The sequence below is a fragment of the Achromobacter anxifer genome (assembly GCF_903652925.1).
Lineage (GTDB): Bacteria > Pseudomonadota > Gammaproteobacteria > Burkholderiales > Burkholderiaceae_B > Achromobacter > Achromobacter anxifer.
The window spans coordinates 858,068-881,914 of record NZ_CAHLAR010000001.1 but is presented as its reverse complement, the minus strand read 5'-3'; the positions used below and the strand labels follow the sequence as shown (position 1 = coordinate 881,914).

Sequence of the window (23,847 nt, the reverse complement as noted above, 5' to 3'; positions counted from 1 at the left end):
TCTTCTCCCGACCATGTCACAGAATCCGCACCACTCGCCCTACAAAAGCACCGGCGGCCTGCGCCGCATCCTGAATGCTCTGCGCTACTCGCTGCAGGGCCTGCAAGCCGCCATCAAGTACGAGGCGGCCTTCCGCCAGGAACTGGCGCTGGCCGTCCTGATGATCCCGGCCGCGTTCTTCCTGGGCCGGACGACCGTCGAAGTGTTTTTCCTGGTGGGCACGGTGATCATGGTGCTGGCGGCGGAGCTGTTGAATTCCGCCATCGAAGCGCTGGCCGACGCGCTTTCCGTGGAATCGCATCCGCTGCTGGGGCGGGCCAAGGATCTCGGCAGCGCCGCCGTGATGCTGCTGCTGATCTTCGCCGGGGCGGTCTGGATCGGCGTGGCCATCAGCCGTTTCGTCATGCATTGACACCGCCCGTCATCTCCGGGGAGATGCGGCGCTATTTATACTGGGAGCCATGATGCCTAGATCAACGCCCGACCCCTCTGAGCGCATTGTCATCGTCGGCGGCGGCGCAGGCGGCCTGGAACTGGCCGCCAAGCTTGGCCGCATCCATGGCCGGCAGCACATCACGCTCGTCGACAGCCGCCCCTTCCATATCTGGAAGCCCTCTCTGCACGAAGCGGCGGCGGGCACGCTGGACATCCACCAGGAAGGCCTGTCCTACCTGATGCTGGCCCACATGAACGGGTTTTCGTTCGCGCAGGGGCGCCTGGAACGCATCGACCGCGAACAGCGCCGCATCACCCTGGATTCCGTGAAAGACGCGCAGGGCCAGGAAGTCCTGCCGCGCCGCGAACTCGGCTACGACACGCTGGTGCTGGCGATGGGCAGCACATCCAATTTCTTCAATACCCCCGGCGCCGCGGAACACGCGGTCACGCTGGACACCACCGAAAACGCGGAACAGTTCCGCCTGACCATGCTCAAGGCCATGGCCCTGGTGGACCAGGCCAAGGTGCGCGATCCCTCGGCCCGGCTGGACCTGGTGATCGTGGGCGGCGGCGCCACCGGCGTCGAGCTGGCGGTGGAGCTGGTCGAGGCCAGCCACGTGGTCAGCGCCTACGGCCTGCCCAATTTCCGCGCCGAGCGCGACCTGGCCATCACCCTGGTGGAAGGCGCTCCGCGCATTCTGTCGGCCCTGCCCGAGAAGATCTCGGTGGCGGCCACCAACCGGCTGACCGAGCTGGGCATCCGGGTGGAAGCGTCCTGCCGGGTCTCGGAGGTCACCGCCGACAGCGTCAAGACCGCTGACGGCCGCACCTTTCCGGCCCAACTGTGCATGTGGGCGGCCGGCATCCAGGGTCCGGCGCTGCTGGCCGAGCTGGGCCTGCCGCTGAACAAGCTGGGGCAGCTGGAGGTCAACGAGCGGCTGGAAACGGCCGATCCGCACATCCTGGCGCTGGGCGACTGCTGCGCCGCGCCCTGGCGCAACGGCCGCACGGTGCCGGCCCGCGCCCAGGCGGCGCACCAGGAGGCCGACTACCTGGCCAAGAAGCTCACCGCGCGCCTGCGCCACGCGCCTGAACCCACCGGCCCCTACGTCTACGAGGACCACGGCTCGCTGGTGTCGCTGGGCCAGGACGCCGGCGTCGGCAGCCTGATGGGCAAGCTGGCCGGACGGGGATTGTTCGTAAGCGGTACACTGGCACGCCTGATGTACATGAGTCTGCACCTGATGCACCACAAAGCGGTGCTCGGCATCTCACGCACCGCCTCCCTTGCCCTGGCCCGCCTGCTCATGCGGCGCACACGCCCACGGGTCAAACTGCACTGAACTCCCATGAATTTCCTGCAAAAACTCGAACACGCCTGGACCACCAGCAACTCGCTCCTGCAAGTCGGGCTGGACCCCGATCCGCAGCGCTTTCCGCGCGAATTGCAGGACAAGCCGGACGCCATCTTCCAGTTCTGCCGCGACATCGTGGACGCCACCGCGCCCTACGCCTGCAGCTTCAAGCCGCAGATCGCCTACTTCGCCGCGCACCGCGCCGAAGACCAGTTGGAAGCGCTGTGCCAGCACATCCGCGAAAAGCATCCGGACCTGCCCATCGTGCTGGACGCCAAGCGCGGCGACATCGGCTCCACCGCCGAAAACTACGCCCGCGAAGCCTACGAGCGCTACCAGGCGCACGCGCTCACGGTCAGCCCCTACATGGGCCTGGATTCGGTCGAACCCTACCTGGCCTGGCGCGACCGCGGCGTGATCGTGCTGTGCCGCACCTCCAACCCCGGCGGTTCGGACCTGCAGTTCCTAAAGATGGACAATGGCGAGCCGCTGTACCTGCACGTGGCGGGCCTGGTGGCCGACAAATGGAACGCCAACGGCCAATGCGGCCTGGTGGTGGGCGCGACCTTCCCGAATGAACTGGCCGCGGTGCGCGAACGCATCGGCGACGCGGTGCCGCTGCTGGTGCCCGGCATCGGCGCCCAGGGCGGCGACATCACCGCCACCGTCAACGCGGGCGCCAACGCCGCCCGCAGCGGCATGATGATCAATTCGTCCCGCGCCATCATCTACGCCAGCGGCGGCGACGACTGGCGCCAAGCCGCCGGCGAGGCGGCCAAGGGCCTGCGCGACGCGATCAACGCCGTGCGCTGATCCGCGGTTTGCGGCACGGGGGCCTGGCGCCCCCTGCCGCGCGGATTCATCTCTTCATCGCCGGTTGACCGGCGCTCCCAACAGTTCCAGCACGCCGCGCAGCGCGAAATCCACCGCTGCCTGGCGCACTTGTGCGCGGTCGCCCGGGAACACGTGCGTCACGGCGCGGCTGCTGATGCCGTCGCCCGCCCGCAGCGCGAAACCGAAGCACACCATGCCCACCGGCTTGCCGGGCGTTGCGCCGCCGGGGCCGGCGATGCCGGTCGTGGACACGGCCACATGCGCGGCGGGCGAGGCCAGCAGCACGCCGTTGGCCATTTCCAGCGCCACCGGCTCGCTGACCGCGCCGAAGTGATGCAAGGCGTCGGGCGAAACATCCAGCTCGGAGACCTTGGCTTCGTTGCTGTAGGTGACGAAGCCGCGTTCGAACCAGTCGCTGGAACCGGCCACGGCCGTCATGGCCCCGGCCAGCAGGCCGCCGGTGCAGGATTCGGCCGTGCCCAGCATCCAGCCCTTGCGCCGCAGCGTGTCGCCCAGCCGTTCGGCCAGCGCCAGCGAGGTGGCTTGCGCCAGTTGCTCGGCCGACAGATTGGGCCGGGTGCTTTCTTGTTGTCCGCTCATCCCAAGACTCCTGTGCGCACGACCAGCGCCATGACGAGCAAGGCGTATCCGGCCGCCACGATATCGTCCCACATCACGCCGAAACCGCCTTTGATATGGGCGTCGAAGAACTTGATGGGAGGCGGCTTGACGATGTCGAACGTGCGGAACAGCACAAACGCCAGCGCCTGCGGCAACCAGCCCGCGGGCGTCAGCCAGAGCACCAGCCAGAACGCCACCATCTCGTCCCAGACCATTCCGACATGATCCGGCTGCTGGAGTTCACGGCCGACGCGATGGCAGGCCCAGCATCCATACAGAAAAGCCAGCGCCAGGAAGGCGCCGATGGCCCAATCCGACGCGGCGGGCGCGGCGGCGACCCAGATCGCCCAGGCCAGCAGCGTGCCCCAGGTGCCCGAGGCCGGGCGGATCAGGCCGCTGCCGAAGCCGAACGCGATGAGCCGTCCCGGATCGCGGCAGACCCAGGACAACGAGGGGTACGCGGTCCGGGCGCGGTCGCGCATGGAGGTGGGACGGGTGTCGGTCGGAGGCATGGGTCGGCAGATGGGAGTGCGGCGGATCAAGCCGCGGGAAAGTGATCGAACCCGGCGGGCAGCTCGGCCAGCGGCTGGCCCTGGGCGTCCAGCACGGACAGGCCGGATTGCGCCTGGATCTGCCCGATACGGGTCACGCGCGCGCCAGCCGTGGCCGCGGCAGCCAGCACGGCCTCGCGCCGGGACGCGGGCGCGGTGAAGCATAGCTGGTAGACGTCACCGCCGCCCAGCACGGCGCGGCGCAGCGGCGCCTCGTCCAGCGACGCGAGGGCCGCGGCCACGGGCATCTGCGCGTAGTGCAGCGTGGCGCCCACGCGACTGGCGGCCAGGATGTGGCCCAGGTCCTGCAGCAGGCCGTCGGAAATGTCGATGGCCGCATGCGCAATGCCGCGCAGCGCAAGCCCCAACTCCACTTGCGGCTGCGGCCATTCCAGCGCATCGCGGGTCGCCGCCAGCAGCGCCGCATCGGCGGGGTACTGCCCGTCCAGCAGCCGGTAGGCGACATCCGCCGCCCCCAGCTCGCCCGACACCCAGATATCGTCGCCAGCCTGCGCGCCGTCGCGGCGCAAGGCCTGCGCGGCGGGCACGGCGCCGAACACGGTGACGCTGATGGCGAGGTCATGGGCGCTGCGGGTGGTGTCGCCGCCAATCAGCGGACAGCCGTGAGCCGCGGCCAGCGCATGGAAGCCTTCGGCAAAGGTCGCCAGCCAGGGCTCGTCCAGGCGCGGCAAGGCCAGGCCCAGCACGCAGCCGATGGGACGCGCGCCCATGGCGGCCAGGTCGGAAAGATTGACCGCCAGGGCCTTGTGCCCCAGCGCTCGCGGATCCACGTCGGGAAAGAAATGGCGGCCTTCCAGCAGCAGGTCCGTGCTGGTGGCCACCTGTTCGCCGGGCGGGACCGGGAACAGGGCGCAATCATCGCCCACGCCCAGCAGGCCGGCAGGCGCCGCGCGGGTGAAATAGCGCGCGATCAAGTCAAATTCGGACGCCAAGGCAACTCCGCAGTCGGCATTGAATCCCACGGGGAACGACAGCCCAAAAAATCATGCGCTGCGCCCCAACATAAGCGGGGATGAGCCCCCACCCACTCTGCACGCAAGCGACAGGAGCTCCGCACTTCGCACGCAAGAAAGAGATGCTCCCCACCCCGCGCGCAAGAAACAGGTGCTCCCACGAATCCGGGCCGCGCGGATCCGGCTCCGCCGGTCCGCAGCGGCGCCCCCCTGGGGGGGAAGCGCGCAGCGCTTCGGGGGGGTTACCTCTTGGCCTGGACTTCGTGCGAGCGCACGTCGGCCGCCAGCTTGTCGAGCACGCCGTTGACGAACTTGAAACCGTCCGTGCCGCCAAAGGACTTGGCGAGTTCGACGGCTTCATTGATGGCGACCTTGTACGGCACTTCGACGTGATGGATCAGTTCGAAGCTGCCGATCAGCAGGATGCCATGCTCGACAGGCGAGAGTTCGGCCAGCGGACGGTCGACATAGGGCGTGAAACGCTCACGCAACGCGGGCGCCTCGCGCAGCACGCCGTGCAGCAAGGTCTTGAACCACTGCGCGTCGGCCTCGGAAAAGTCCTCGGTGTCGCGCAAATGGGCGTCGATCTCGCCGGCGTCCTGCGTGCCCTCGCCGCCGCGCAGCAGCCACGCGTACACGCCCTGCAGGGCGAATTCGCGTGCGCGGCGGCGCGCGCTGCGCGCGTTGGCGCGGGCCTGCGCCGCGCTATCAGCGCTGGTCGTCGTCTTCTTCGTCGTCAAAATCTTCGTCCTCGTCGTCTTCGTCGTCTTCTTCCTCGGGTTCCAGGGCCGCCACCAGGTTAGCCATTTCAACGGCCACCTGGGCGCAATCGCGGCCCTTGCCGGCAGCGCGCGCCTGCGCCTGCTCGTCGGTGTCGACGGTCAGCACGCCATTGGCGACGGGGATGCCGGTTTCCAGGGAGATACGGGTGATTGCAGTGGCCATTTCATTGCTGACCACTTCAAAGTGATAGGTCTCGCCGCGGATGACCGCGCCCAGCGCGATCAAGGCGTCGAATTCAAATGTTTCGGCCATGTGGGACAGGGCCACGCCCAGTTCCAGGGCGCCGGGCACGGTGGCGACCATCACGTCGCGCTCGTCCACGCCCAGTTCAGCCAGTTCCTTCAGGCACGCTTCGAGCTCGGCCTGGCCGATTTCCTCGTTGAAGCGGGCGCGTACGATGCCGATGTGCAGCCCTTCGCCGTTCAGGTCGGGGGTAAGGATGTAAGGGTTCATGTGTCGGCCTTCAGTGTGTTGCGGGAGTGTTCGGAGGGTCGCAATCGTAACCCGTAATGGTGAGCGAGAAGCCCGCCATGCTGGGCATCTTGCGCGGCCGGGCCAGCAGCTTCATCTGGCCCACGTTCAGGTCGCGCAGAATCTGGGCGCCTATCCCGTAGGTACGCAGGCCGTAGCGGTCGGCATTGCCGGGATTGGCCTGGGCCTTCGGGTCGTTCCAGCCAGCGATCTGGCCAAACAGGTGTTCGGTGGACGATTGGCAATTCATCAGTACCAGCACCCCTGCCGGGGCCGCCGCGATGGCCTGCAGGGCCTGCGCCACGCCCCAGCTGTGCGGGCTGGCGCCAGTGTCCAGCACGTCCAGCACCGAGGCCGGCTCGTGCACGCGCACCAGCGTTTCGGCGTCGGGGGTCACGTTACCATGCACCAGCGCCAAATGGGCGGAGCCGGTGGCGGCGTCTTCGTAGGCCACGGCCTGGAATTCGCCCCAGGCCGTCTGCATGGTCCGCTTGCCCACGCGCTTGACGATGGACTCGTGTTCGCTGCGGTACTGGATCAGGTCGGCGATGGTGCCGATCTTCAGGCCGTGCTCGCGGGCGAACTGCACCAGGTCCGGCAGGCGGGCCATGGTGCCGTCCGGCTTGAGGATTTCGCAGATCACGGCGGCCGGCGTCAGGCCGGCCATGGCGGTCAGGTCGCAGCCGGCCTCGGTGTGGCCGGCGCGCACCAGCACGCCGCCGGGCACCGCGCGGACCGGGAAGATGTGGCCCGGCTGAACCAGGTCCGAGGGCTTGGCGTCGCGCGCCACCGCCACCTGGATGGTGCGGGCGCGGTCGGCGGCCGAAATGCCGGTCTCGACGCCTTCGGCGGCCTCGATCGACTGGGTGAAATTGGTGCCGTAGCGCGTGCCGTTGCGGGCCGCCATCAGCGGCAGGTCCAGCTGGCGGCAGCGGTCTTCGGTCAGGGTCAGGCACACCAGGCCGCGGCCGTGGGTCACCATGAAGTTGATGGCTTCGGGCGTGACGAACTCGGCGGCCATGACCAGGTCGCCTTCGTTTTCACGGTCTTCCTCGTCAACCAGGATGACAATGCGGCCGGCGCGCAGCTCGGCAATGATCTCGGCGACCGAAGCGATGCCGAAGGATTCCGGCTCGGAGCCGGGCAAAGAGGACAACTGGACGGACATGGGAGGCACGTAAACCAGGCGGGAAAGCCCGGATTTTACCGCCCCTCGGGGCCGAACCCCTATCCCGCCCTGCCGGCCCCGTCCGCCGGGGGTGTCCGGTAAACTTTCGCCCGGAGACCACCCCCTGAAAATCGAGCCAAGGAAACCCCACATGCAAGCCCTTGCGGCCATGCCTTTGACCGTCGCGGCGGCCGTCCGCGTCGTGCTGACCGACATCGACGACACGCTGACCACCGAGGGCCGCCTGCCGGCGGACGCCTATGCGGCGCTGGAGCGCCTGGAACAGGCCGGCATCCAGGTCGTGCCCATTACCGGCCGCCCGGCCGGCTGGTGCGACCATATCGCCCGCATGTGGCCGGTGCGCGCCGTGGTCGGCGAAAACGGCGCGTTCTACTACGCCTATGACCGCCAGGCCCGCCGCATGACCACCCACTACTGGACCGACGCCGCCTCGCGCCAGGCCAGCCGCCGCAAGCTCGACGCCATCCGCGACCGCGTCCTGGCCGAAGTGCCCGGCGCCGCCGTCGCCAGCGACCAGGACTACCGCGTGGCCGACCTGGCCATCGACTTCTGCGAGGACGTGCCCGCCCTGCCCGATTCCGACATCAGCCGGATCGTCCGGATCTTCGAGGAAGCCGGCGCCCAGGCCAAGGTCAGCTCGATCCACGTCAACGGCTGGTTCGGCGATTACGACAAGCTCACCATGACGCGCACCATGTTCCAGCGCGAGTTCGGCGCGGACGTGGCCGGCGCCCTGGACAGCACCCTGTTCATCGGCGATTCCCCCAACGACGAACCCATGTTCGCCTACTTCCCGATCTCGGTCGGCGTGGCCAACATCCAGGCCCAACTGCACCGCCTGACGCACCGCCCGGCCTTCGTCGCCGCCTTCCATGGCGGCGCGGGCTTCGTTGAAATGGCCGACCGGCTGCTGGCCGCGCGGTCCACCCAAGCACAGCCGGCCTGAGGTCCGCACACCGTGGCGACATCCCCCTCCGCTTCCTCCCCCGCCGCCAACGACGGCCGCCGCAGCATCCAGTCGATCGAAGTGGGCGTGCCGCTGCTGGCCGCCCTGGTCGACGCCGGCAAGCCCTTGACCCTGCGCGACCTGGCCGCGGGCGCCGGCATGACTTCCGCCAAGGCGCACCCCTACCTGGTCAGCTTCATCCGCGTCGGCCTGGTGCAGCAGGACGCCAGCACCGGCCAGTACGAGCTCGGCCCCTTCGCCCTGCAGATGGGGCTGGTCAGCCTGCAACGGCTGGACCCCGTGCGCGTGGCCATGCCGGAGATCGCCAAGCTGCAATCGGAAATCGGCCATACCCTGGGCATCGCCGTGCTAGGTTCGCACGGCCCCACCATGATCCACATGACTGAAGCCAGCTATCCGGTCCACGTGAACATGCGCAAGGGCACGGTGATGTCCATGCTGCACACGGCCACCGGCCTGGTGTTCGCGGCCTGGCTGCCGCCCAAGGTCAGCGAACACTACATCGCGCGCGAGGAAGGCGATACCGCCGTCATCGCCAGCGTGCCGCCCCCGCGCAAGGCTTCGCGCGCCAACATCGAGGCGCAGCTGGCGGACATCCGCGTGCACGGCATGGCGCGCGCGCTGGGCAACCCGCTGCCGGGCGTGGACGCGCTGTCGGTACCGGTGTTCGACAACACCGGCAACATCGTCCTGGCCCTGACCAGCCTGGGCCCCACCGGCCTGTTCGACGTGGCCTGGGACGGCGCCATCGCCCGGCCGCTGCTGGCCTGCGCGCAGGAAATCTCGCGCAAGCTCGGCTACCGGAGCTAAGTCCCGGCTTCGCGCAAAAACGAAAATAAACCGAAAAAAGCGAACAAAAGCCGAAAAGAAACACAGGGACTTTCCCGAGTGCGGCCCCTCCTCTTTCCATGTTTGAATTCAACTGAAATTCAGTGACACGTCACATATACATAGAAAGAGGAGACACAAGATGCAAGCTCTGCGCCTGCTTCAAGCGGCCACGCTGGCCGCCTTCGCCCTGGGAGCGTCCGCCGCGCAAGCCGCCGACACCTGCAGCAACCGCGGCGACCTGGACCAGATGTACTGCGACGCCAACAAGGACCTGGTGGCCGACACGCCCACCGATCCGGCCAAGCTGAAAACGCCGTCCACCCTGGTGTTCACCTACACCCCGGTGGAAGACCCGGCGGTCTACGAAGACATCTTCAAGCCCTTCACCAAGCATCTGTCCGAATGCACGGGCAAGCGCGTGGTGTTCTACCAGGTGCAGAGCAACGCGGCAGAAATCGAGGCCATGCGCTCGGGCCGCCTGCACGTGGGCGGCTTCTCGACCGGCCCCACCGCCTTCGCCGTGAACATCGCGGGCGCCGTGCCGTTCGCGGTCAAGGGCTACGCCGACGGCTTCCAGGGCTACAACCTGATCGTCATCGTCAAGAAGGACAGCCCCTACCAGAAGCTGACCGACCTCAAGGGCAAGAAGCTCGCGCACACCGCGCCGTCCTCGAATTCTGGCCACATGGCGCCCGTGGCGCTGTTCCCCAAGGAAGGCCTGACGCCCGACAAGGACTACAAGGTCATCTTCTCCGGCAAGCACGACCAGTCCGTCATGGGCGTGAACTCCGGCGACTACGACGCCGCCGCCGTCGCCTCGGACGTGTTCAAGCGCATGGTCGAGCGCGGCCAGGTCAAGGAAGCCGACTTCCGCGTGATCTACAAGAGCGAGAAATTCCCGACCTCGTCGTTCGCCTACGCGCATGACCTGGAGCCGAAGTTCCGCGACCAGATGCTCAAGTGCTTCTACGACTACCGCTTCCCGGCGGAAATGTCGAAGGCCTTCGACGGCGCCGACCGCTTCTATCCGGTGACCTACCAGAAGGACTGGGCCATCGTGCGCCAGGTCGCCGAATCCGGCGGCGAGAGCTTCAACCGCGCCGCCTACGACCGCGAATCCGCCAAGAGCAAGAAGTAATTCCGTATGACGACGTCGCTACGCATTTCCGGCCTGGTGAAGGAATACCGGGCCGGCCGGCCGGTACTCAACGGCATCGACCTGCAGATCGCGGGACAGGGGCTGACCGCCATCATCGGCCCCTCCGGCACCGGCAAGAGCACGCTTCTGCGCTGCATCAACCGGCTGATCGAACCCACCAAGGGCGAGATCGTCCTGCAATCGCAGGAGGGGTCCGTGGACCTGGCCCGCGTGCGCGGCGCGTCGCTGCGCCGCGCGCGCCGGCGCATCGGCATGGTGTTCCAGGAATACAACCTGGTCGAACGCCTGACGGTGATGGAAAACCTGTTGACCGGGCGGCTGGGCTACACCTCGGCCGTCAATGCCTGGATGCGCCGCTTCGATCCTGAAGACATCCAGCACGCCTACAAGCTGCTGGATACCGTGGGCCTGGCCGGCTTTGCCGACCAGCGCGCCGACGCGCTGTCGGGCGGCCAGCGCCAGCGCGTGGGCATCGCCCGCGCGCTGATGCAGCGTCCGCAGTTGCTGCTGGCCGACGAGCCCACCTCCTCGCTCGATCCCAAGACCTCCGTCGAGATCATGGAGCTGCTGTCCGAGCAGGGCAGCGCCAGCGGCATCCCCGTCATCGTCAACATCCACGACGTGGAGCTGGCGCGCCGCTACGCCACCCGCATCGTCGGCATGTCCGGCGGGCACGTGGTCTATGACGGCGACGGCCAGGGACTGGACGCCGCCATGCTCAAGACCATCTACGGAGGCGAGTCTTGGCTGGAATGATCCAACCCAAGGGCGCACGGCCCTTCGCCATGTCGGGGCGCGCCAAGGCCGGCCTGTTGCTGCTGCTGGCCTATACGCTGTACGCCGGCGCGCAGCTGGACTTCAGCTGGGCGCGCTTCGAGACCGGCATGGGCCACGCGTCCACGTTCCTGGCACGCATGTTCCCGCCCAACTTCGAAAAGCCCGCCACCTTATGGAAGGGTATCGCGGAGAGCCTGGAAATCGCGGTGCTGGCCTCGGTCCTGGGCATCATCATCGCCCTGCCCATCGGCCTGCTGGGCGCGCGCAACATGATGCCCACCTGGGTGTCGTGGCCCGCTCGCGCCGTCGTGGCGCTGTGCCGCGCGCTGCACCCCGTCATCGTCGCCATCCTGTTCGTCAAGGCCGTGGGCTTCGGCGCGCTGGCCGGCATCCTGGCGCTGACGGTCGCCTCGGTCGGCTTCATCGGCAAGCTGTTCACCGAAGCCATCGAAGAGATTTCGCTGAAGCAAGTGGAAGCCGTTCGCGCCACCGGCGCCTCCTTCGCCAACGTGATCATCTTCGGCGTGCTGCCGCAGGTGTTCGCCCGCTTTATCGGCTTCGCCACTTACCAGTTCGACTCCAACCTGCGCAACTCCACCATGGTGGGGATCGTGGGCGCGGGCGGCGTGGGCGGCACCCTGTTCTCGGCCTTCCAGCGCTTCGACTACGACTTCGTCAGCGCCATCCTGCTGACCCTGATCGCCATCATCATGCTGGGTGAAATCCTTGCCGGCTTCGTGCGCGCGGTGTTCCTGGACAACCTGGGCTTCGAACGCATCCTGCAGGGCCGCTTCAGCGGCGCGCGCGGCATCGGCGCCACGCCGGTCAAGCGCAAGGCGGAGGCGGACGAATGAACAGCCACGCATCCACCCTGAATCCGGCGGGCGCGCCACGCGTCTGGCAGCGCTACAGCATGGGCCAGCGCCTGCTGCGCTTCGCGCTCTACCTGCTGGTGGTCGCAGCCATCGCGCAGGCGATCCGCGGCGTCGAGATCATTCCGGAGTTCCTGTACGACGCGCCCGAGCAGATGGCCGATCTGTTCCAGCGCATGTGGCCCATCGACTGGGCCTACTACCCGCAAGGCGTGCACGGCGCGCTGATCGAAACGCTGCACATCGCCACGCTGGGCACCATCCTGTCCGTGGTGATGGCCGTGCCGGTGGGCCTGCTGGCGGCCAACAACCTCACGCCCAGCAAGACCGTCAACATGCTGGCCAGGCTGATCCTGGTCTCCAGCCGCTCGGTCAACTCGCTGGTGTGGGCGCTGCTGTTCATCGCCATCTTCGGGCCGGGCGCCCTGGCCGGCACGCTGGCCATCGCGTTCCGCTCCATCGGCTTCGTCGGCAAGCTGGTGGGCGAAGCCATCGAGGAAGCGCAACGTGGCCCGATCGAAGCCGTCACCGCCACCGGCGCGAGCAAGGCGTCGGTGATCTGGTACGCCTACTGGCCGCAGATCCGCCCCGCCTTCTGGTCCATCGTGCTGCTGCGCTGGGACATCAACGTGCGCGAATCGGCCGTGCTCGGGCTGGTGGGCGCAGGCGGCATCGGCATGGCGCTGGACACCGCGCTGAACCTGTTCCAGTGGGACCGCGTGGCCTTGGTGCTGGCCGCCATCTTCATGGTGGTCATCGTGGCCGAAATCATCATTACCCAGGTCCGCAAACGCATTCTTTGATGTGATTGCGGACTCATACAGCGTTCCTTTGCTCCGCCCGGAAACGGGCGGTTTTTTTTGGATGAATGCCGGCGCGGCCCCTGCCGTCGGCCGATTACAAATTGAAAGACCGTGCGCGGCCAGGCATCTTGCCGGGGCTGGTTCGCCAGACCGGCCCCGCCGCGCTTCCCGGACATGCAAGCGCTCGCCGCCAGCCTTCCCTGGGGTCCTCCGGCTTCGGGCCAGGTTGTTGATGCGCCGCAAACACGTCTATGCTCCATGTGAAATAAATATGACCGGTCATCAAATCGCCCTTCCCGTTTGATTAAGATCTCGGCTTTTGCCGTTGGACACCCGCCGCCATGTCGGAACAGGAATTGAAACTGCACGTGCCCGCGGCTTCGCGCCAGGCCGTGCAGCGAGAGATCAAGCAGCGCGAGGCGACCCGCATCCGCCTGCACGCCATGTATTTCGATACGCCGGAACGCGAGCTTGCGCGGGCGCGCATCGCCATCCGCCTGCGCCAGGAAGGCCGCGACTGGGTGCAGACGCTGAAGATGCCCGGCATCAACGCCATCACCCGCATCGAACTCAACCATCCGCGCCCGGGCCCGGTGCTGGACCTGTCGGTGTATGCCGGCACGGAAGTCGAAGCCGCGCTGGCGGCCGTCAAGGGCGAGCTGGGCCTGCGCTACGAAACCGACGTGCAGCGGCTGCTGCGCAAGGTCCGCACGCGCTACGGCACGGTGGAACTGGCCTACGACACCGGCCTGCTGCGCGCCGGGGCGCTTGAACTGCCCATCTCCGAACTGGAATTCGAACTGGTGTCGGGCCGCCCCGCCGCCATCTTCGCCGCGGCCCGCGGCTGGCAGCAACGCCACGGCCTGGTGCTGGACCCGCGCAGCAAGTCCGAACGCGGCGACGCGCTGGCCCTGCTGGCGCAGCGCCTGGCCGACGTCGACGCGATCCCGGGCGACGATCTCGAAACCCGCCGCGCGCAAGCCATCGCGCAATTCTGGGCGCCGCGCGGCGCGGCCTCGGTGAAACTGCGCGAAGACATGACGCCCTCGCAGGCCATGGCGCGCATCGCAGCGGAATGCCTGGACCAGATCGCGCGCAACGCCGCGGTGCTGGCCGAGGTCGACACGGAAGGCGTGTACCGCGCCGGCAACTCCGAACACGTGCACCAACTGCGAGTGGGCGTGCGCCGGCTGCGCTCGGGCTGGAAGCTGTTCGACGGCTGGATCGCGCCGATCCCCGACGCCCTGCTGCAAGGCGTGCGCACGCATTTCGCCGCCTTCGGCGCCAACCGCGACCAGGACGTGCTGAACGAAACCGTGGCGCCCGCGCTGATGCGCGCAGGCATGCCGGTCATCCCCATGGAAGCCGCGCCGCCCGAACAGGATGCCCGCAGCATCGCCGGCGGCAAGGCGTTCCAGGCCTGGCTGCTGGAACTGCTGGAATGGAGCCTGGACGTGCCGCCCGCCCTGCCGTCCACCGAAGGCCAGACGATCGCCAACGGCACGCCCAGCGACACCGCGCCCGAGCCCGCCATCCGCTTGGAAGGCGGCGTGGCGGCGCCCAGCGTCAGGCCCACCATCATTCCGATGCTGGCGCCCGAACCCGATCCGCGGCGTCTGCACAAGCAACTGGCGCGGCGCCTGCATCGCTGGCACAGCAAGGTCGCCGACCAGGGCACGCAGTTCTCCACGCTGGACATCCCCACGCGCCACGAACTGCGCAAGCGCGGCAAGCGCCTGCGCTACAGCCTGGCGTTCGCGGAATCGCTGCTGCCCGCCGGCAAGCTGCGCGGCTATCGCAAGCTGCTGTCGCGGGTGCAGGACATCCTGGGCGAGATCAACGATCTGGCGGTGGCCAAGGATTACTACGAGTCCTGCACCGCCACCCACCCCCAGGCCTGGTTCGCGCTGGGCTGGATCAGCGCCCGCCTGGAAGAGCTGGCGGAAGACGCGCAGCGCGCCTTCGACGACCTGGCCGCAAGCAAGCCGTTCTGGAAGTGATGCGGGCTTGAATGCAAAAGGGACGGCGCTGCCGTCCCTTTTGTTTTGGCCGGCGCCAACGCGCCGGATCCTGCGGCATCAATCCGCCAGCAAGGCCCCGGCGAACTCGTCCGCCACGAAGGGTTGCAGGTCTTCCAGGCTTTCGCCCACGCCGATCCAGTACACCGGAATCGGGCGCACACCCTGGCTGCCCGCGGCCACGGCGGCCAGCGTGCCGCCCTTGGCGGTGCCGTCCAGCTTGGTCACGACCAGGCCGGTCAGATTGATGGCGGCGTCGAAGGCGCGGATCTGCGCCAGGGCGTTCTGCCCGGTATTGCCGTCCACCACCAGCAGCACTTCGTGCGGTGCAGCGGCGTCCGCCTTGCCGATGACGCGGCGGATCTTCTTCAGTTCTTCCATCAGGTGCAGCTGCGTGGGCAGGCGGCCTGCGGTATCCACCATCACCACGCCCATGCCGCGCGCGCGGCCGGCGTTGACCGCGTCGAACGCCACCGCGGCCGGATCGCCGCCGTCCTGTGAAATCACCGTCACGTTGTTGCGGCTGCCCCATTCGATGAGCTGCTCGCGCGCGGCGGCGCGGAAGGTGTCGCCCGCGGCCAGCAGCACGCTGGCGCCCTGGCGCTGGAAGGTGTGGGCCAGCTTGCCGATCGAGGTGGTCTTGCCGGCGCCGTTGACGCCGGCGATCATGACGACCAGCGGCTGGGTGCGCTTCAGATCGAACGCGCGCTCCAGCGGACGCAGATGGTCGGCCAGCAACTGGCGCAGCGCCGCCTTCACCTTGGCGGGGTCTTCGATGCGCTCCTTCTTCACCCGGGCGCGCAGCGCGGTCAGGAGCTTTTCGGTGGCCTCCAGGCCCGCATCGGCCATAATGAGCGCCGATTCCAGTTCCTCGAACAGGTTTTCGTCGACCTTGACGCCGACGAAGATGCCGCCAATGCTCTGGCCCGTGCGCGACAGGCCCTGCTTGAGCCGGGACAGCCACGAGGCCTTCTTGGGCGCTTCGGCGACGGGCGCGGGAGCCGGGGCGGGGATCGGAGCCGGTGCGGCGGCCGGGACCGGTGCAACGATCGGGGCCGGGGCCGGGGCCGGGGCCGGGGCCGGCGCGGCAGCCTGCACCGGAGCGGGCGCGGAAACCGGAGTGGGAGCAGGCGCGGGCGCTGCGGTTGGCTGGGACGCAGTTGCCGGCGCGGGCGTCGGAGCCGAAGTCGGAGCCGGAGCCGGAGCCGGAGCCGGAGCCGGAGTCCGCACAAATGGTGCAGGTGCGACCGGCGCAGGTACAACCGGCGCGGGCGTGACCGGAGCTGGTGAAACCGGCGCGGGCGCTGCCACCGGCGGCACATGCGGCACGGCAGCCGGCGCAGCGGCAGGCGTGGCTGCTGCTGCGGGAGGTTCCATGCTCGGTTCGCGGCGTAATTCGGTGGCGACCGGCGCCGGCGGCGCGGGAATGGCCGGTGCGGCGGCGGGCTCGGCAGGCGCGGCTACGGCGTCTGCGGCCTCCGGCGGCGGCGCGGGTTGGACCGGCGCGGCGGGCGGAGGGGATTTTTTCTTGAAGAAGCGGCTAAACATGGGTAACAAGTATATTCGTATCGTCGGGGGCCAATACAGGCGCACCCCCATCGTCGTGCCCGACGTGGAGACGCTGCGCCCCACGCCCGACCGGGTGCGCGAGACGCTGTTCAACTGGCTGAATCACCTGTGGGGCGGCGACTTCGCCGACAAGCAGGTGCTGGATCTGTTCGCCGGCAGCGGCGCCCTGGGCTTCGAGGCGGCCTCGCGCGGCGTGGCGCATGTGCAGATGGTCGAGCGGGACAAGACCGCCGCGTCCGCGCTGCGGACACTGCGCGACAAGCTCAAAGCCGACATGATACGCATCCACGTGGGCGACGCCATGCAGGTGGCCGAACGCATGGATGCGTCCCGATTTGACCTGATCTTGCTGGATCCGCCCTTCGGCCAGGGCTGGCTGCCACGCCTGTGGCCCATTCTCCCGGGCATTCTGACCGAGCATGGGCTAGTCTACGTAGAGGCGGAAAGCCCCATCGAAGCCCCCGAAGGATTCACCATCCTGCGGCAGGACAAGGCAGGTGCGGTCCACTACCATCTTCTGGAATTTGCTGCATTGCGCAAATAGGTCAATAATCCGAGCTTCGGAGGATGGTGTACACCACTAATAACGGTACGGAGCTCGCATGATCACCGCTGTATATCCCGGCACTTTCGACCCGCTGACCAGAGGCCACGAAGACCTGGTCCGCCGCGCGGCCACGCTTTTCGACAAGGTAGTGGTGGGCATCGCCATTAGCCGCAACAAAAAGCCCTTCTTCAGCATCGAAGAGCGCGTGGAAATCGCGCGCGAGGTGCTGGGCCACTACCCCAACGTGGAAGTGCAGAGCTTCGGCGGCCTGCTCAAGGACTTCGTGCGCGACCAGGGCGGGCGCGTCATCGTGCGCGGCCTGCGCGCCGTGTCCGACTTCGAATACGAATTCCAGATGGCCGGCATGAACCGCCATCTGCTGCCCGACGTCGAAACGCTGTTCATGACGCCCTCGGACCAGTACCAGTTCATCTCGGGCACCATCGTGCGAGAAATCGCGCAGCTGGGCGGCGACGTGAGCAAGTTCGTGTTCCCGTCCGTCGAGCGCTGGCTCCAGGAAAAGGCCAAGGAACGCCGCGAACAGTCCTGGCCGGGCTGAATCCGCCCCGGGCACTGATCTTCTCCCTCGAAGGGCGCGCATCGCGCCCTTCTTGCGCTGCGCGGCCGGGACGCGCGGCGGCGGTACAATGCCTTCAGCCTTTCCCGCCCATACCGCAGCCCGCCATGGCCCTGACCATCACCGAAGAATGCATCAATTGCGACGTTTGCGAGCCCCAGTGCCCGAACGAAGCGATTTCCATGGGCGAGGACTATTACGTCATCGACCCTGACCGCTGCACGGAATGCGTGGGCCACCACGACGAACCGCAATGCAAGGTCGTATGCCCGGTGGAGTGCATCGAACTGCACCCGCAATGGAATGAAGGCCAGGAACAGCTCATGGCCAAGTACCGTCGCCTGACCGGTGCCGCATGAGCGACGCCGCGCAATCCAGCATCGACCTCCCTCCTCCTCGCCACCACGCCCGCCGCGACCTGTCCGCGTCGGCAATCGCCGCCGGCTTGGTCGCCGTTCTGGTGAGCTTCGGCGGCACCGCCGTGCTGATGGTGCAGGCAGGCCATACCGCGGACCTGGACTCCGCCCGCATCGGCTCCTGGATCGGCTCGCTCAGCCTGGCGTTCGGCCTGGGCGGCGCCGTCTACAGCCTGCGCACCGGCCTGCCCATCGTCATGGCCTGGTCCACGCCCGGAGCGGCCCTGCTCGTCACGGCGCTAGCCGGCGTTCCCTTCAACGAAGCCATCGGCGCCTTCATCCTGGCGGCGGCGCTGACGCTGGCCTGCGGCCTGTTCGGCTGGATCGACCCCATCCTGCGCCGCATCCCCGGCGAAATCGCCGCGGCCATGCTGGCGGGGGTGCTGCTCAATTTCGGCATGGGCGTCTTCAGCAGCATCAAGCAGCAGCCCGCGCTGGTGCTGGCGATGTGCGCCGCCTACCTGGTGTGCCGGCGCTGGGCGCCGCGCTACGCGGTGCTGGTGGTCATGCTGGTGGCCATTGCCATCGCCTTCGGGCTCAACCTGATCCAGCTGGACCTGCTGGACTGGCGCCTGACCGAATTCGTCTGGACCACGCCCGCCTTCAGCGCGCAGGCCGCGGTCAGCCTGGGCATCCCGCTGTTCGTCGTGGCCATGGCCTCGCAGAACCTGCCTGGCCTGGCCATCCTGCAGGCGGCCGGCTATCAGCCGCCCGCTTCGCGTCTGGTGGCGGCCACCGGCCTGCTGGGCCTGCTGGCGGCCCCCTTCGGCGCGCACAGCGTCACGATGGGTGCCATCAGCGCCGCCATCTGCACCGGTCCGGAAGCGCATGCGGATCCATCCAAGCGCTATATCGCCGCCGCCACCTACGGGCTGGGCTACGTCGTGCTGAGCGTCGTGGCGGGCGCCGTGGCCGTGTTCTTCCAGGCCTTGCCCGCCGCCCTGCTGGCGGCGCTGGCCGGGCTGGCGCTGCTGGGCACCATCATGGGCGGCATGGCCGCGGCCATGGCCAACCCGCAACGCCGCGAGGCCGCGCTCATCACGCTGCTGGCCACGGCATCGGGCTTCAGTTTCTGGGGAATCGGATCGGCCTTCTGGGGCCTGGCGGCGGGCCTGCTGGCCCACGCGGCATTCGAATTCAAGCGGTCGCACGCGCAGGCCTGAGGCGGCCGGCGCGTCGCGGCGCAATCAGGCCGGCCAATCGGTGACCGGTGTTTCCGGGTGCACCTTCATGATGCGGCAAGGCACCTGCACGAAGTTGGAGATCCAGGCCGCGGCCAGCTCTCCTTCGTCGATCACGTCGATGACCTGCTCGCCAACCTTCATGCTGTAACGCACGCTGTCGTCGTCTTCGATGACGTCCAGCGGAATGTCCATGCGCAGCATGCCCGGCGCCTTCAGCACCAGATAACCCAGCCGCAATTCGACCGAGACGTCCGCCAGCCGCGGGCACAGTTCCCGGTTCAGCCACTGGCCGGAATCGTTGGCGACCAGCCACTGGCGATGGTAGCTGGCGGCATCGGGCTGCGTGGTGGCGCCGCATTCGGCCACCGGCTGGAAGTGTCCGGCGTTCATTTGCCCAGCAATCCCTTCAGAGCCTTGTCGACGGCCGCGCCGCCCTTGCCCTTGCCCGTGACCGCGTCGCGCAGCTTGTTCTCAAGGCTGCGTTTGAGAATGCCGCCGATGGCGTCCTTCCAGAGCAGCGTGTAGGTCGGCTTGTCGAACGGGCCCTTGACGTGCACCGGGATGGTCACGTCCTTCAGGTCTATCAGTTCCTGGCCCGCCGGGTCGGCGGCCGGATTGACGACGCGGGCGCGCGCCACCAGGTCCAGTTCGTTCTTGACGAAGTCGATGGTGGCCGGATCGCCCTGCGTCACGCGCAGCAGCGGCGACACGACGTTCAGGCGCTTGACCGCGGCCACGCCCTTGGTGAAGGCCAGGTCGGCGTCCATTTCCGAGAACTCCGTCTGCTTGCTGGTGTCGGCGGCGACGGTTTCATTCTGTGAGTCCGGCTGGAACGCGGCCTTCAGTTCGCGCAGCGTCTGCGTCAGGTTGATGCCCTTGACCGCGCCGTCACGCAGGCGCAATTGCAGGGTGCCGCCCAGGCCGCTCTTCATGGCATAGGCATTCGCGCCGGCCGTCTTCAGGTCGAGCGCCAGGCTGCCCGTGCCGCTCAGCACGTTCTGGCGCGCCAGGTCCATCAGGAAGGGCTCGATCGCGATGCCGGCAAGCGACATCTTGGTGGCCAGCTGGTTGCCCTGCGCGGCGTCCACCGACAGCGCACCCGCCAGCTTGCCGCCGTAGAGGCCCGCCGTCAGGCTGGAGATGTCCAGCTTGCCCTTGTCCAGCTTCACGGCGGCGCCGACGTCATCGGCTTTCAGGCCGCGCACGACCAGCTTGCCGATCTTGATCGTGCCATTGACGCTCGGGCCGATCAGCGCCGACAGGTCGATCGTGTCGTCGGCGGGCTTGGCTGGGGCAGGCGCCGGAGCGGGCGCCGGTTGCGCCGGCTTTCCGTCTTCCTTCTTGGCTTCGGCCGGCTGCTTGGGCGCGGGCTGGGCGGCGGGCGCGGCCGCCACAGGCGGCACCAGCTTGTCCAGGTCCAGCGTATCCACGGCCAGCGCAAAATTCACCTGCGGCGACTCGCTCAGCTTGTTGATGTCGGCGCTCAGGTCGAACTTGCCGCCTTCCAGCACCGCGTTGATCTTGCTGGTGGCCTGGTCCTTGCGCAGGTCCGCCGTCACGCTGCCGATCACCGGAATCTGCAGGCTGCCCTTGGGCAGCCCCGGATCGGTGATGTTGACGTCGCCGCGCAGGCCGGACAGGCCGCCGCTGCGCTGCAGGAGGTTCAACGACAGCGGCGAGGCGAAGTTCAACTTGACGATACGCTCGCCCTTCTTGGACGTGCTGTCCAGCTTGGCTTCCTTGATGTCCAGCTCGCCAGCGTTGCCGCTGATGCCGTTCAGGCCGAAGCTCGCGTCCAGGCCACTGATGCGCACTCGGCCGGTCAGCGCTTCGCCGGTGGCCGACGCCGGAGAGATATTGAGCGCGGGCGCGTCCACGGCGAACTCGAACGGACCGTCGGTCACGCCGCCCTTGGCGCGGATCGCCAGCTTCTCGATCTGCAGCTGGTTCTTGTGCGGATCGATCGACAGCTTGGGCACGGCCACGCTGGCCTCCACATTGGTGGCGCGCGCCGAGGGATCGGTAACGTCACCCTGGAACACAACTTCCAGGCCGGCCACATCCAGCGCCGATTTCTGGCCGTTGAACGCCAGGTTGCCGCGCACGGCCAGGCTCTTGGCCTCGGCGCCCGGCAGTTTGCCGTCCATGCGCAGATCCAGCTTCTGCGCGGCGTAGCGCTTGGCGGAAGGATCCAGCGTCAACAGGGCCTGGCCGGTCAGGTTGGCGTCCACGCGCGGATCGCCGCCTTCGACGCGCGCGGTCAGGCGCACGTCGAACGGCTGGTTGAAGGTGACGCGGCCGGTATTGGCGTTGATCTTGGTGACCGCCACCGCCATGCCCGAGATGGCGTCCTGTAGCTGCACCTGCCCGTCCTTCAAGTCCAGGCCGGCGATGTCGATCTGCATGTTGTTGCGCGACTGCGGCAGGTTGCCGTTGGCGATGGCCTGGACCGCGGTCTGGGCCGCGCCCGCCAGCGCCTCGGCGGGATTCTCCGGCGCCGCCGTGACCGGCGCGGTGCCGCCCACGAGATTGCTGAAATTGAACATGCCCTGCTTGTCCCGCACCACGCGCGCCTTCAGGCCGCTGATGGCCACGTGGTCGACCACGAAGCTGTTGGACAGCAGCGGCCACACGGCCACCGCCAGCCGCGTGCTGTCGATGGACGCGAAGGTTTCCGTGCTATTGGGCTCGGACAGGGACACACCCTGCACCGACAGGCCGATGCGCGGGAAGAGCGAGAGCTCGATCTCGCCATCGATCGTGAGCGTGCGGTGATAGCGTTGCTGGACAAGCTCTTCCAGCTTGTACTTGTACGCGTTGGGGTCGAATGTCAGCAAGAAGATGGCCAGGCCAACGACGGCCACGACAACCAACACAACCAGGCCTATCAAAATGCGCTTGAACCACGTTTTCATTGCTGCCCCGTCGGTACCTCGACTGGAAATCCTTGAATGCCATCCGCCGCGCCCGGCACGGGGAAGGAGCTTTGCCGGTGAAAAAATCACCCGGCCTGTCACGCCATCGGTCTTTCAGGGCGTGCCCGATCTCTTGCCGAAGCCGGAGCTTCGGCGCCTTGAAGGGGGATCTGCCAAGGAAAGCCTGATGAAGACGCCAGCAGGGCCAGCGTACAGATAGCGCTATCGTAACAAATCGGGCCGGCTTCGCGAGAGCCGCCGGGCAAGCCGGCGCAAAATCATCCCTATGGCTGACCGCCCCGGCCGGGAAATCCGGCGCCGGACCTGACAACTTTCTGTCTGGCGGATTGTAGGACTAGAATGTTTGATACATCAATCATTGATACGTCCACAGATGTCCGCCCCCGCTCCCAGCACCCCACATTCGCCCGGTCAGGTGCTTCCTTTCCGCCAAACCCTGCTTGCCATGTTGGGCATGTGCTTCGTCATGATGATGGTCGCCATCGACCAGACCGTGGTGGGCACCGCGTTGCCGACCATTGTGGCCGAACTCAAGGGCTTCGAACTGTATGCATGGGTAGCGACGTCTTACCTGCTGACCTCCGTCATCACCGTACCCATCTTCGGACGCCTGGGTGACTACTACGGGCGCAAGCCCTTCGTGGTGGCGGCGATCGTGCTGTTCACCCTGGCCTCGGTGCTTTGCGGCGCGGCCGACAGCATGTTCACGCTGGTCCTGGCGCGGGCGCTGCAAGGCGTAGGCGGCGGCATGCTGGTGGGCACGGCCTTCGCGTCCATCCCCGACCTGTTTCCCGACCCTCACGTGCGGCTGCGCTGGCAGGTCATGCTCAGCTCCGCCTTCGGCATCGCCAACGCGATCGGCCCGACCCTGGGCGGCGCGCTGACCGAGCACTACGGCTGGCGCTCGGTGTTCTACGTCAACCTGCCCATCGGCATCCTCGGCCTCTGGTTCGTCAGCCGCTACCTGCCCCACCTGCGCAACCACACCACCGGCCGCGTACGCCTGGACTGGCAGGGCGCGCTGCTGATCGCCCTGGCGCTGGGCAGCCTGCAACTGCTGGTCGAACTGCTGCCCAAGGAAGGGTTCAGCGCCTCCCTCATGCTACTGGGCGCGGCCAGCGTGCTCGCCTTCGCCGTGCTGTTCTGGTGGGAGAAGCGCTGCCCGCATCCGCTGCTGCCCCTGGACATGTTCCGCAACCGCGGCCTGGCCATGCTCTTCACGCTGGCCCTGCTGGTGGGCGTGACCATGTATTCGCTGCTGTTCTACGCGCCGCTGCTGCTGCAAGGCGGCTTCGGGCTGTCGCCCCAGGACGCCGGCCTGCTGATCACACCGATGGTGGTCTTCATCACGGTGGGCAGCATCGTCAACGGCCGCATCATCACCCGCATCCGCAATCCCAACCGCATGCTGTACGCCGGCTTCATCCTGATGGCGCTGTCGTGCCTGGGCATAGTTACCACCCATAGCTATACGTCACATGCGCTCATCGCCGCATACATGTTGATGGCCGGCCTGGGCATGGGCTTCATCATGCCCAACCTCACCGTCTTCGCACAGCAGACCGCCGGCCGCAGCCACCTGGGCATCGCCACCGCGCTGCTGCAGTCGCTGCGCATGATCGGCGGCATGCTGGGTACGGCGATCGTCGGCACCATGGTCAGCCACAGCTATTTCAGCGGCGTCGAATCCACGCTGCGCGGGGCTGCGGCCCGCTGGCTGCCGGAGCTGAACGATCCCCAGATGCTGGTCAATCCGCAGGCCCAGACTCAGTTCCTGGCACAATTGGCGCATCAAGGCCAGGATGGAACCTCGCTGATCGAGATTGCGCGCGTTGCGCTTGTGGGCGCGATCCACGAGGGGCAGCTCATTGCCCTGGCGGTCGCCGTGTTTGCGCTGTGGTGCGTGCGGCGCGTGCCGCCGGTCCAATTGATCCGCCCCACCAAACCAGAGCCGGCCGGCGTCGGAGAATAGCTT

Annotated in this window: 24 protein-coding genes; 15 read left to right on the top strand and 9 right to left on the bottom strand. The window is 67.6% G+C overall.

Annotated features, from left to right (window positions below):
- Nucleotides 1-13: 13 nt before the first annotated feature.
- From HWY37_RS03995 to pyrF, 3 genes are read left to right on the top strand one after another with little or no spacing between them, the layout of a single operon-like run.
- A complete protein-coding gene (locus HWY37_RS03995; RefSeq protein ID WP_175207704.1) occupies nucleotides 14-412 on the top strand; it encodes a diacylglycerol kinase in 399 nt (132 codons plus the stop codon).
- Between the two features lie 49 nt (nucleotides 413-461).
- Nucleotides 462-1,781: an NAD(P)/FAD-dependent oxidoreductase gene (locus HWY37_RS03990; protein WP_176087909.1), complete on the top strand. Its 1,320-nt coding sequence runs from the start codon at nucleotides 462-464 to the stop codon at nucleotides 1,779-1,781.
- A gap of 6 nt (nucleotides 1,782-1,787) precedes the next feature.
- On the top strand, nucleotides 1,788-2,606 hold the full coding sequence (pyrF, locus tag HWY37_RS03985; protein WP_175207706.1) for an orotidine-5'-phosphate decarboxylase: 819 nt from the start codon (nucleotides 1,788-1,790) through the stop codon (nucleotides 2,604-2,606).
- A gap of 54 nt (nucleotides 2,607-2,660) precedes the next feature.
- On the opposite strand, the gene HWY37_RS03980 is transcribed toward pyrF, so the two are convergent.
- From HWY37_RS03980 to ribBA, 6 genes are all read right to left on the bottom strand, one after another.
- Entirely contained in the window at nucleotides 2,661-3,227 is a 567-nt protein-coding gene (locus tag HWY37_RS03980) for a CinA family protein (protein ID WP_176087908.1), read from the bottom strand.
- Entirely contained in the window at nucleotides 3,224-3,730 is a 507-nt protein-coding gene (locus HWY37_RS03975) for a phosphatidylglycerophosphatase A family protein (protein WP_175207727.1), read from the bottom strand. Before HWY37_RS03975 ends, HWY37_RS03980 begins: the two co-directional genes overlap by 4 nt.
- A gap of 56 nt (nucleotides 3,731-3,786) precedes the next feature.
- Complete coding sequence (gene thiL / locus HWY37_RS03970) at nucleotides 3,787-4,752, bottom strand: thiamine-phosphate kinase (protein WP_176087907.1); 966 nt, start codon at nucleotides 4,750-4,752, stop codon at nucleotides 3,787-3,789.
- A 263-nt stretch (nucleotides 4,753-5,015) separates the two neighbouring features.
- Nucleotides 5,016-5,513 carry a transcription antitermination factor NusB gene (nusB, locus tag HWY37_RS03965; protein WP_175207709.1) on the bottom strand — a complete coding sequence of 166 codons (498 nt, stop codon included), beginning with the start codon at nucleotides 5,511-5,513 and terminating at the stop codon, nucleotides 5,016-5,018.
- Nucleotides 5,482-6,009: a 6,7-dimethyl-8-ribityllumazine synthase gene (ribH, locus tag HWY37_RS03960; protein WP_175207710.1), complete on the bottom strand. Its 528-nt coding sequence runs from the start codon at nucleotides 6,007-6,009 to the stop codon at nucleotides 5,482-5,484. The genes nusB and ribH overlap by 32 nt, the downstream gene beginning before the upstream one ends.
- 10 nt (nucleotides 6,010-6,019) lie before the next feature.
- A complete protein-coding gene (ribBA, locus tag HWY37_RS03955; RefSeq protein ID WP_175207711.1) occupies nucleotides 6,020-7,195 on the bottom strand; it encodes a bifunctional 3,4-dihydroxy-2-butanone-4-phosphate synthase/GTP cyclohydrolase II in 1,176 nt (391 codons plus the stop codon).
- A gap of 151 nt (nucleotides 7,196-7,346) precedes the next feature.
- On the opposite strand from ribBA, the gene HWY37_RS03950 reads away from it, so the two are divergent.
- The 7 genes from HWY37_RS03950 (at nucleotide 7,347) to HWY37_RS03920 (ending at nucleotide 14,625) form a co-directional block, all read left to right on the top strand.
- The gene (locus tag HWY37_RS03950; RefSeq protein ID WP_176087906.1) at nucleotides 7,347-8,162 is read left to right on the top strand and encodes an HAD-IIB family hydrolase; all 816 of its coding nucleotides are present in this window, start codon (nucleotides 7,347-7,349) and stop codon (nucleotides 8,160-8,162) included.
- Between the two features lie 12 nt (nucleotides 8,163-8,174).
- Nucleotides 8,175-8,993: an IclR family transcriptional regulator gene (locus HWY37_RS03945; protein ID WP_175207713.1), complete on the top strand. Its 819-nt coding sequence runs from the start codon at nucleotides 8,175-8,177 to the stop codon at nucleotides 8,991-8,993.
- Nucleotides 8,994-9,153: 160 nt separating this feature from the next.
- The gene (gene phnD / locus HWY37_RS03940; RefSeq protein ID WP_176087905.1) at nucleotides 9,154-10,152 is read left to right on the top strand and encodes a phosphate/phosphite/phosphonate ABC transporter substrate-binding protein; all 999 of its coding nucleotides are present in this window, start codon (nucleotides 9,154-9,156) and stop codon (nucleotides 10,150-10,152) included.
- A gap of 6 nt (nucleotides 10,153-10,158) precedes the next feature.
- Nucleotides 10,159-10,929, top strand: coding sequence for a phosphonate ABC transporter ATP-binding protein (gene phnC / locus HWY37_RS03935; RefSeq protein ID WP_175207715.1), 771 nt, complete (start codon nucleotides 10,159-10,161; stop codon nucleotides 10,927-10,929).
- Nucleotides 10,926-11,804, top strand: coding sequence for a phosphonate ABC transporter, permease protein PhnE (gene phnE, locus HWY37_RS03930; protein ID WP_176087904.1), 879 nt, complete (start codon nucleotides 10,926-10,928; stop codon nucleotides 11,802-11,804). The genes phnC and phnE (HWY37_RS03930) overlap by 4 nt, the downstream gene beginning before the upstream one ends.
- The gene (phnE, locus tag HWY37_RS03925) at nucleotides 11,801-12,625 is read left to right on the top strand and encodes a phosphonate ABC transporter, permease protein PhnE (protein ID WP_175207716.1); all 825 of its coding nucleotides are present in this window, start codon (nucleotides 11,801-11,803) and stop codon (nucleotides 12,623-12,625) included. Before phnE (HWY37_RS03930) ends, phnE (HWY37_RS03925) begins: the two co-directional genes overlap by 4 nt.
- Nucleotides 12,626-12,966: 341 nt before the next feature.
- On the top strand, nucleotides 12,967-14,625 hold the full coding sequence (locus tag HWY37_RS03920; RefSeq protein ID WP_176087903.1) for a CYTH and CHAD domain-containing protein: 1,659 nt from the start codon (nucleotides 12,967-12,969) through the stop codon (nucleotides 14,623-14,625).
- Between the two features lie 78 nt (nucleotides 14,626-14,703).
- On the opposite strand, the gene ftsY is transcribed toward HWY37_RS03920, so the two are convergent.
- Nucleotides 14,704-15,741: a signal recognition particle-docking protein FtsY gene (ftsY, locus tag HWY37_RS03915; protein ID WP_425485003.1), complete on the bottom strand. Its 1,038-nt coding sequence runs from the start codon at nucleotides 15,739-15,741 to the stop codon at nucleotides 14,704-14,706.
- 448 nt (nucleotides 15,742-16,189) lie between these two features.
- Here ftsY and rsmD point away from each other — a divergent pair, with 448 nt between their 5' ends.
- The 4 genes from rsmD (at nucleotide 16,190) to HWY37_RS03895 (ending at nucleotide 18,915) form a co-directional block, all read left to right on the top strand.
- Nucleotides 16,190-16,756, top strand: coding sequence for a 16S rRNA (guanine(966)-N(2))-methyltransferase RsmD (rsmD, locus tag HWY37_RS03910; RefSeq protein WP_175207302.1), 567 nt, complete (start codon nucleotides 16,190-16,192; stop codon nucleotides 16,754-16,756).
- A 58-nt stretch (nucleotides 16,757-16,814) separates the two neighbouring features.
- Complete coding sequence (coaD, locus tag HWY37_RS03905; protein WP_043546238.1) at nucleotides 16,815-17,318, top strand: pantetheine-phosphate adenylyltransferase; 504 nt, start codon at nucleotides 16,815-16,817, stop codon at nucleotides 17,316-17,318.
- 125 nt (nucleotides 17,319-17,443) lie between these two features.
- The gene (locus HWY37_RS03900) at nucleotides 17,444-17,695 is read left to right on the top strand and encodes a YfhL family 4Fe-4S dicluster ferredoxin (RefSeq protein WP_042795127.1); all 252 of its coding nucleotides are present in this window, start codon (nucleotides 17,444-17,446) and stop codon (nucleotides 17,693-17,695) included.
- Nucleotides 17,692-18,915, top strand: a complete 1,224-nt coding sequence (locus tag HWY37_RS03895; RefSeq protein WP_176087901.1) for a benzoate/H(+) symporter BenE family transporter — start codon at nucleotides 17,692-17,694, stop codon at nucleotides 18,913-18,915. Before HWY37_RS03900 ends, HWY37_RS03895 begins: the two co-directional genes overlap by 4 nt.
- A gap of 24 nt (nucleotides 18,916-18,939) precedes the next feature.
- Here HWY37_RS03895 and HWY37_RS03890 read toward each other — a convergent pair whose 3' ends face one another.
- Together HWY37_RS03890 and HWY37_RS03885 are read right to left on the bottom strand one after the other, a co-directional pair.
- Complete coding sequence (locus tag HWY37_RS03890) at nucleotides 18,940-19,326, bottom strand: MOSC N-terminal beta barrel domain-containing protein (RefSeq protein WP_176087900.1); 387 nt, start codon at nucleotides 19,324-19,326, stop codon at nucleotides 18,940-18,942.
- A complete protein-coding gene (locus HWY37_RS03885; protein ID WP_176087899.1) occupies nucleotides 19,323-21,851 on the bottom strand; it encodes an AsmA family protein in 2,529 nt (842 codons plus the stop codon). The genes HWY37_RS03890 and HWY37_RS03885 overlap by 4 nt, the downstream gene beginning before the upstream one ends.
- 394 nt (nucleotides 21,852-22,245) lie before the next feature.
- Between HWY37_RS03885 and HWY37_RS03880 the strand changes: the two genes are divergently transcribed.
- Entirely contained in the window at nucleotides 22,246-23,844 is a 1,599-nt protein-coding gene (locus tag HWY37_RS03880) for an MDR family MFS transporter (protein ID WP_176087898.1), read from the top strand.
- Nucleotides 23,845-23,847 lie beyond the last annotated feature (3 nt).

What these genes read in the sequence shown, in the direction of transcription:
- HWY37_RS03950 (WP_176087906.1), top strand. Translation starts at nt 7,347, where the DNA reads ATGCAAGCCCTTGCGGCCATGCCTTTGACCGTCGCGGCGGCCGTCCGC.
- HWY37_RS03885 (WP_176087899.1), bottom strand. Translation starts at nt 21,851, where the DNA reads ATGAAAACGTGGTTCAAGCGCATTTTGATAGGCCTGGTTGTGTTGGTT.
- HWY37_RS03890 (WP_176087900.1), bottom strand. Translation starts at nt 19,326, where the DNA reads ATGAACGCCGGACACTTCCAGCCGGTGGCCGAATGCGGCGCCACCACG.
- phnC (WP_175207715.1), top strand. Translation starts at nt 10,159, where the DNA reads ATGACGACGTCGCTACGCATTTCCGGCCTGGTGAAGGAATACCGGGCC.
- ribH (WP_175207710.1), bottom strand. Translation starts at nt 6,009, where the DNA reads ATGAACCCTTACATCCTTACCCCCGACCTGAACGGCGAAGGGCTGCAC.
- HWY37_RS03995 (WP_175207704.1), top strand. Translation starts at nt 14, where the DNA reads ATGTCACAGAATCCGCACCACTCGCCCTACAAAAGCACCGGCGGCCTG.
- HWY37_RS03975 (WP_175207727.1), bottom strand. Translation starts at nt 3,730, where the DNA reads ATGCGCGACCGCGCCCGGACCGCGTACCCCTCGTTGTCCTGGGTCTGC.
- HWY37_RS03920 (WP_176087903.1), top strand. Translation starts at nt 12,967, where the DNA reads ATGTCGGAACAGGAATTGAAACTGCACGTGCCCGCGGCTTCGCGCCAG.
- HWY37_RS03990 (WP_176087909.1), top strand. Translation starts at nt 462, where the DNA reads ATGATGCCTAGATCAACGCCCGACCCCTCTGAGCGCATTGTCATCGTC.
- phnE (WP_176087904.1), top strand. Translation starts at nt 10,926, where the DNA reads ATGATCCAACCCAAGGGCGCACGGCCCTTCGCCATGTCGGGGCGCGCC.
- phnD (WP_176087905.1), top strand. Translation starts at nt 9,154, where the DNA reads ATGCAAGCTCTGCGCCTGCTTCAAGCGGCCACGCTGGCCGCCTTCGCC.
- rsmD (WP_175207302.1), top strand. Translation starts at nt 16,190, where the DNA reads ATGGGTAACAAGTATATTCGTATCGTCGGGGGCCAATACAGGCGCACC.
- HWY37_RS03900 (WP_042795127.1), top strand. Translation starts at nt 17,444, where the DNA reads ATGGCCCTGACCATCACCGAAGAATGCATCAATTGCGACGTTTGCGAG.
- HWY37_RS03980 (WP_176087908.1), bottom strand. Translation starts at nt 3,227, where the DNA reads ATGAGCGGACAACAAGAAAGCACCCGGCCCAATCTGTCGGCCGAGCAA.
- pyrF (WP_175207706.1), top strand. Translation starts at nt 1,788, where the DNA reads ATGAATTTCCTGCAAAAACTCGAACACGCCTGGACCACCAGCAACTCG.
- HWY37_RS03880 (WP_176087898.1), top strand. Translation starts at nt 22,246, where the DNA reads ATGTCCGCCCCCGCTCCCAGCACCCCACATTCGCCCGGTCAGGTGCTT.
- ribBA (WP_175207711.1), bottom strand. Translation starts at nt 7,195, where the DNA reads ATGTCCGTCCAGTTGTCCTCTTTGCCCGGCTCCGAGCCGGAATCCTTC.
- HWY37_RS03895 (WP_176087901.1), top strand. Translation starts at nt 17,692, where the DNA reads ATGAGCGACGCCGCGCAATCCAGCATCGACCTCCCTCCTCCTCGCCAC.
- coaD (WP_043546238.1), top strand. Translation starts at nt 16,815, where the DNA reads ATGATCACCGCTGTATATCCCGGCACTTTCGACCCGCTGACCAGAGGC.
- phnE (WP_175207716.1), top strand. Translation starts at nt 11,801, where the DNA reads ATGAACAGCCACGCATCCACCCTGAATCCGGCGGGCGCGCCACGCGTC.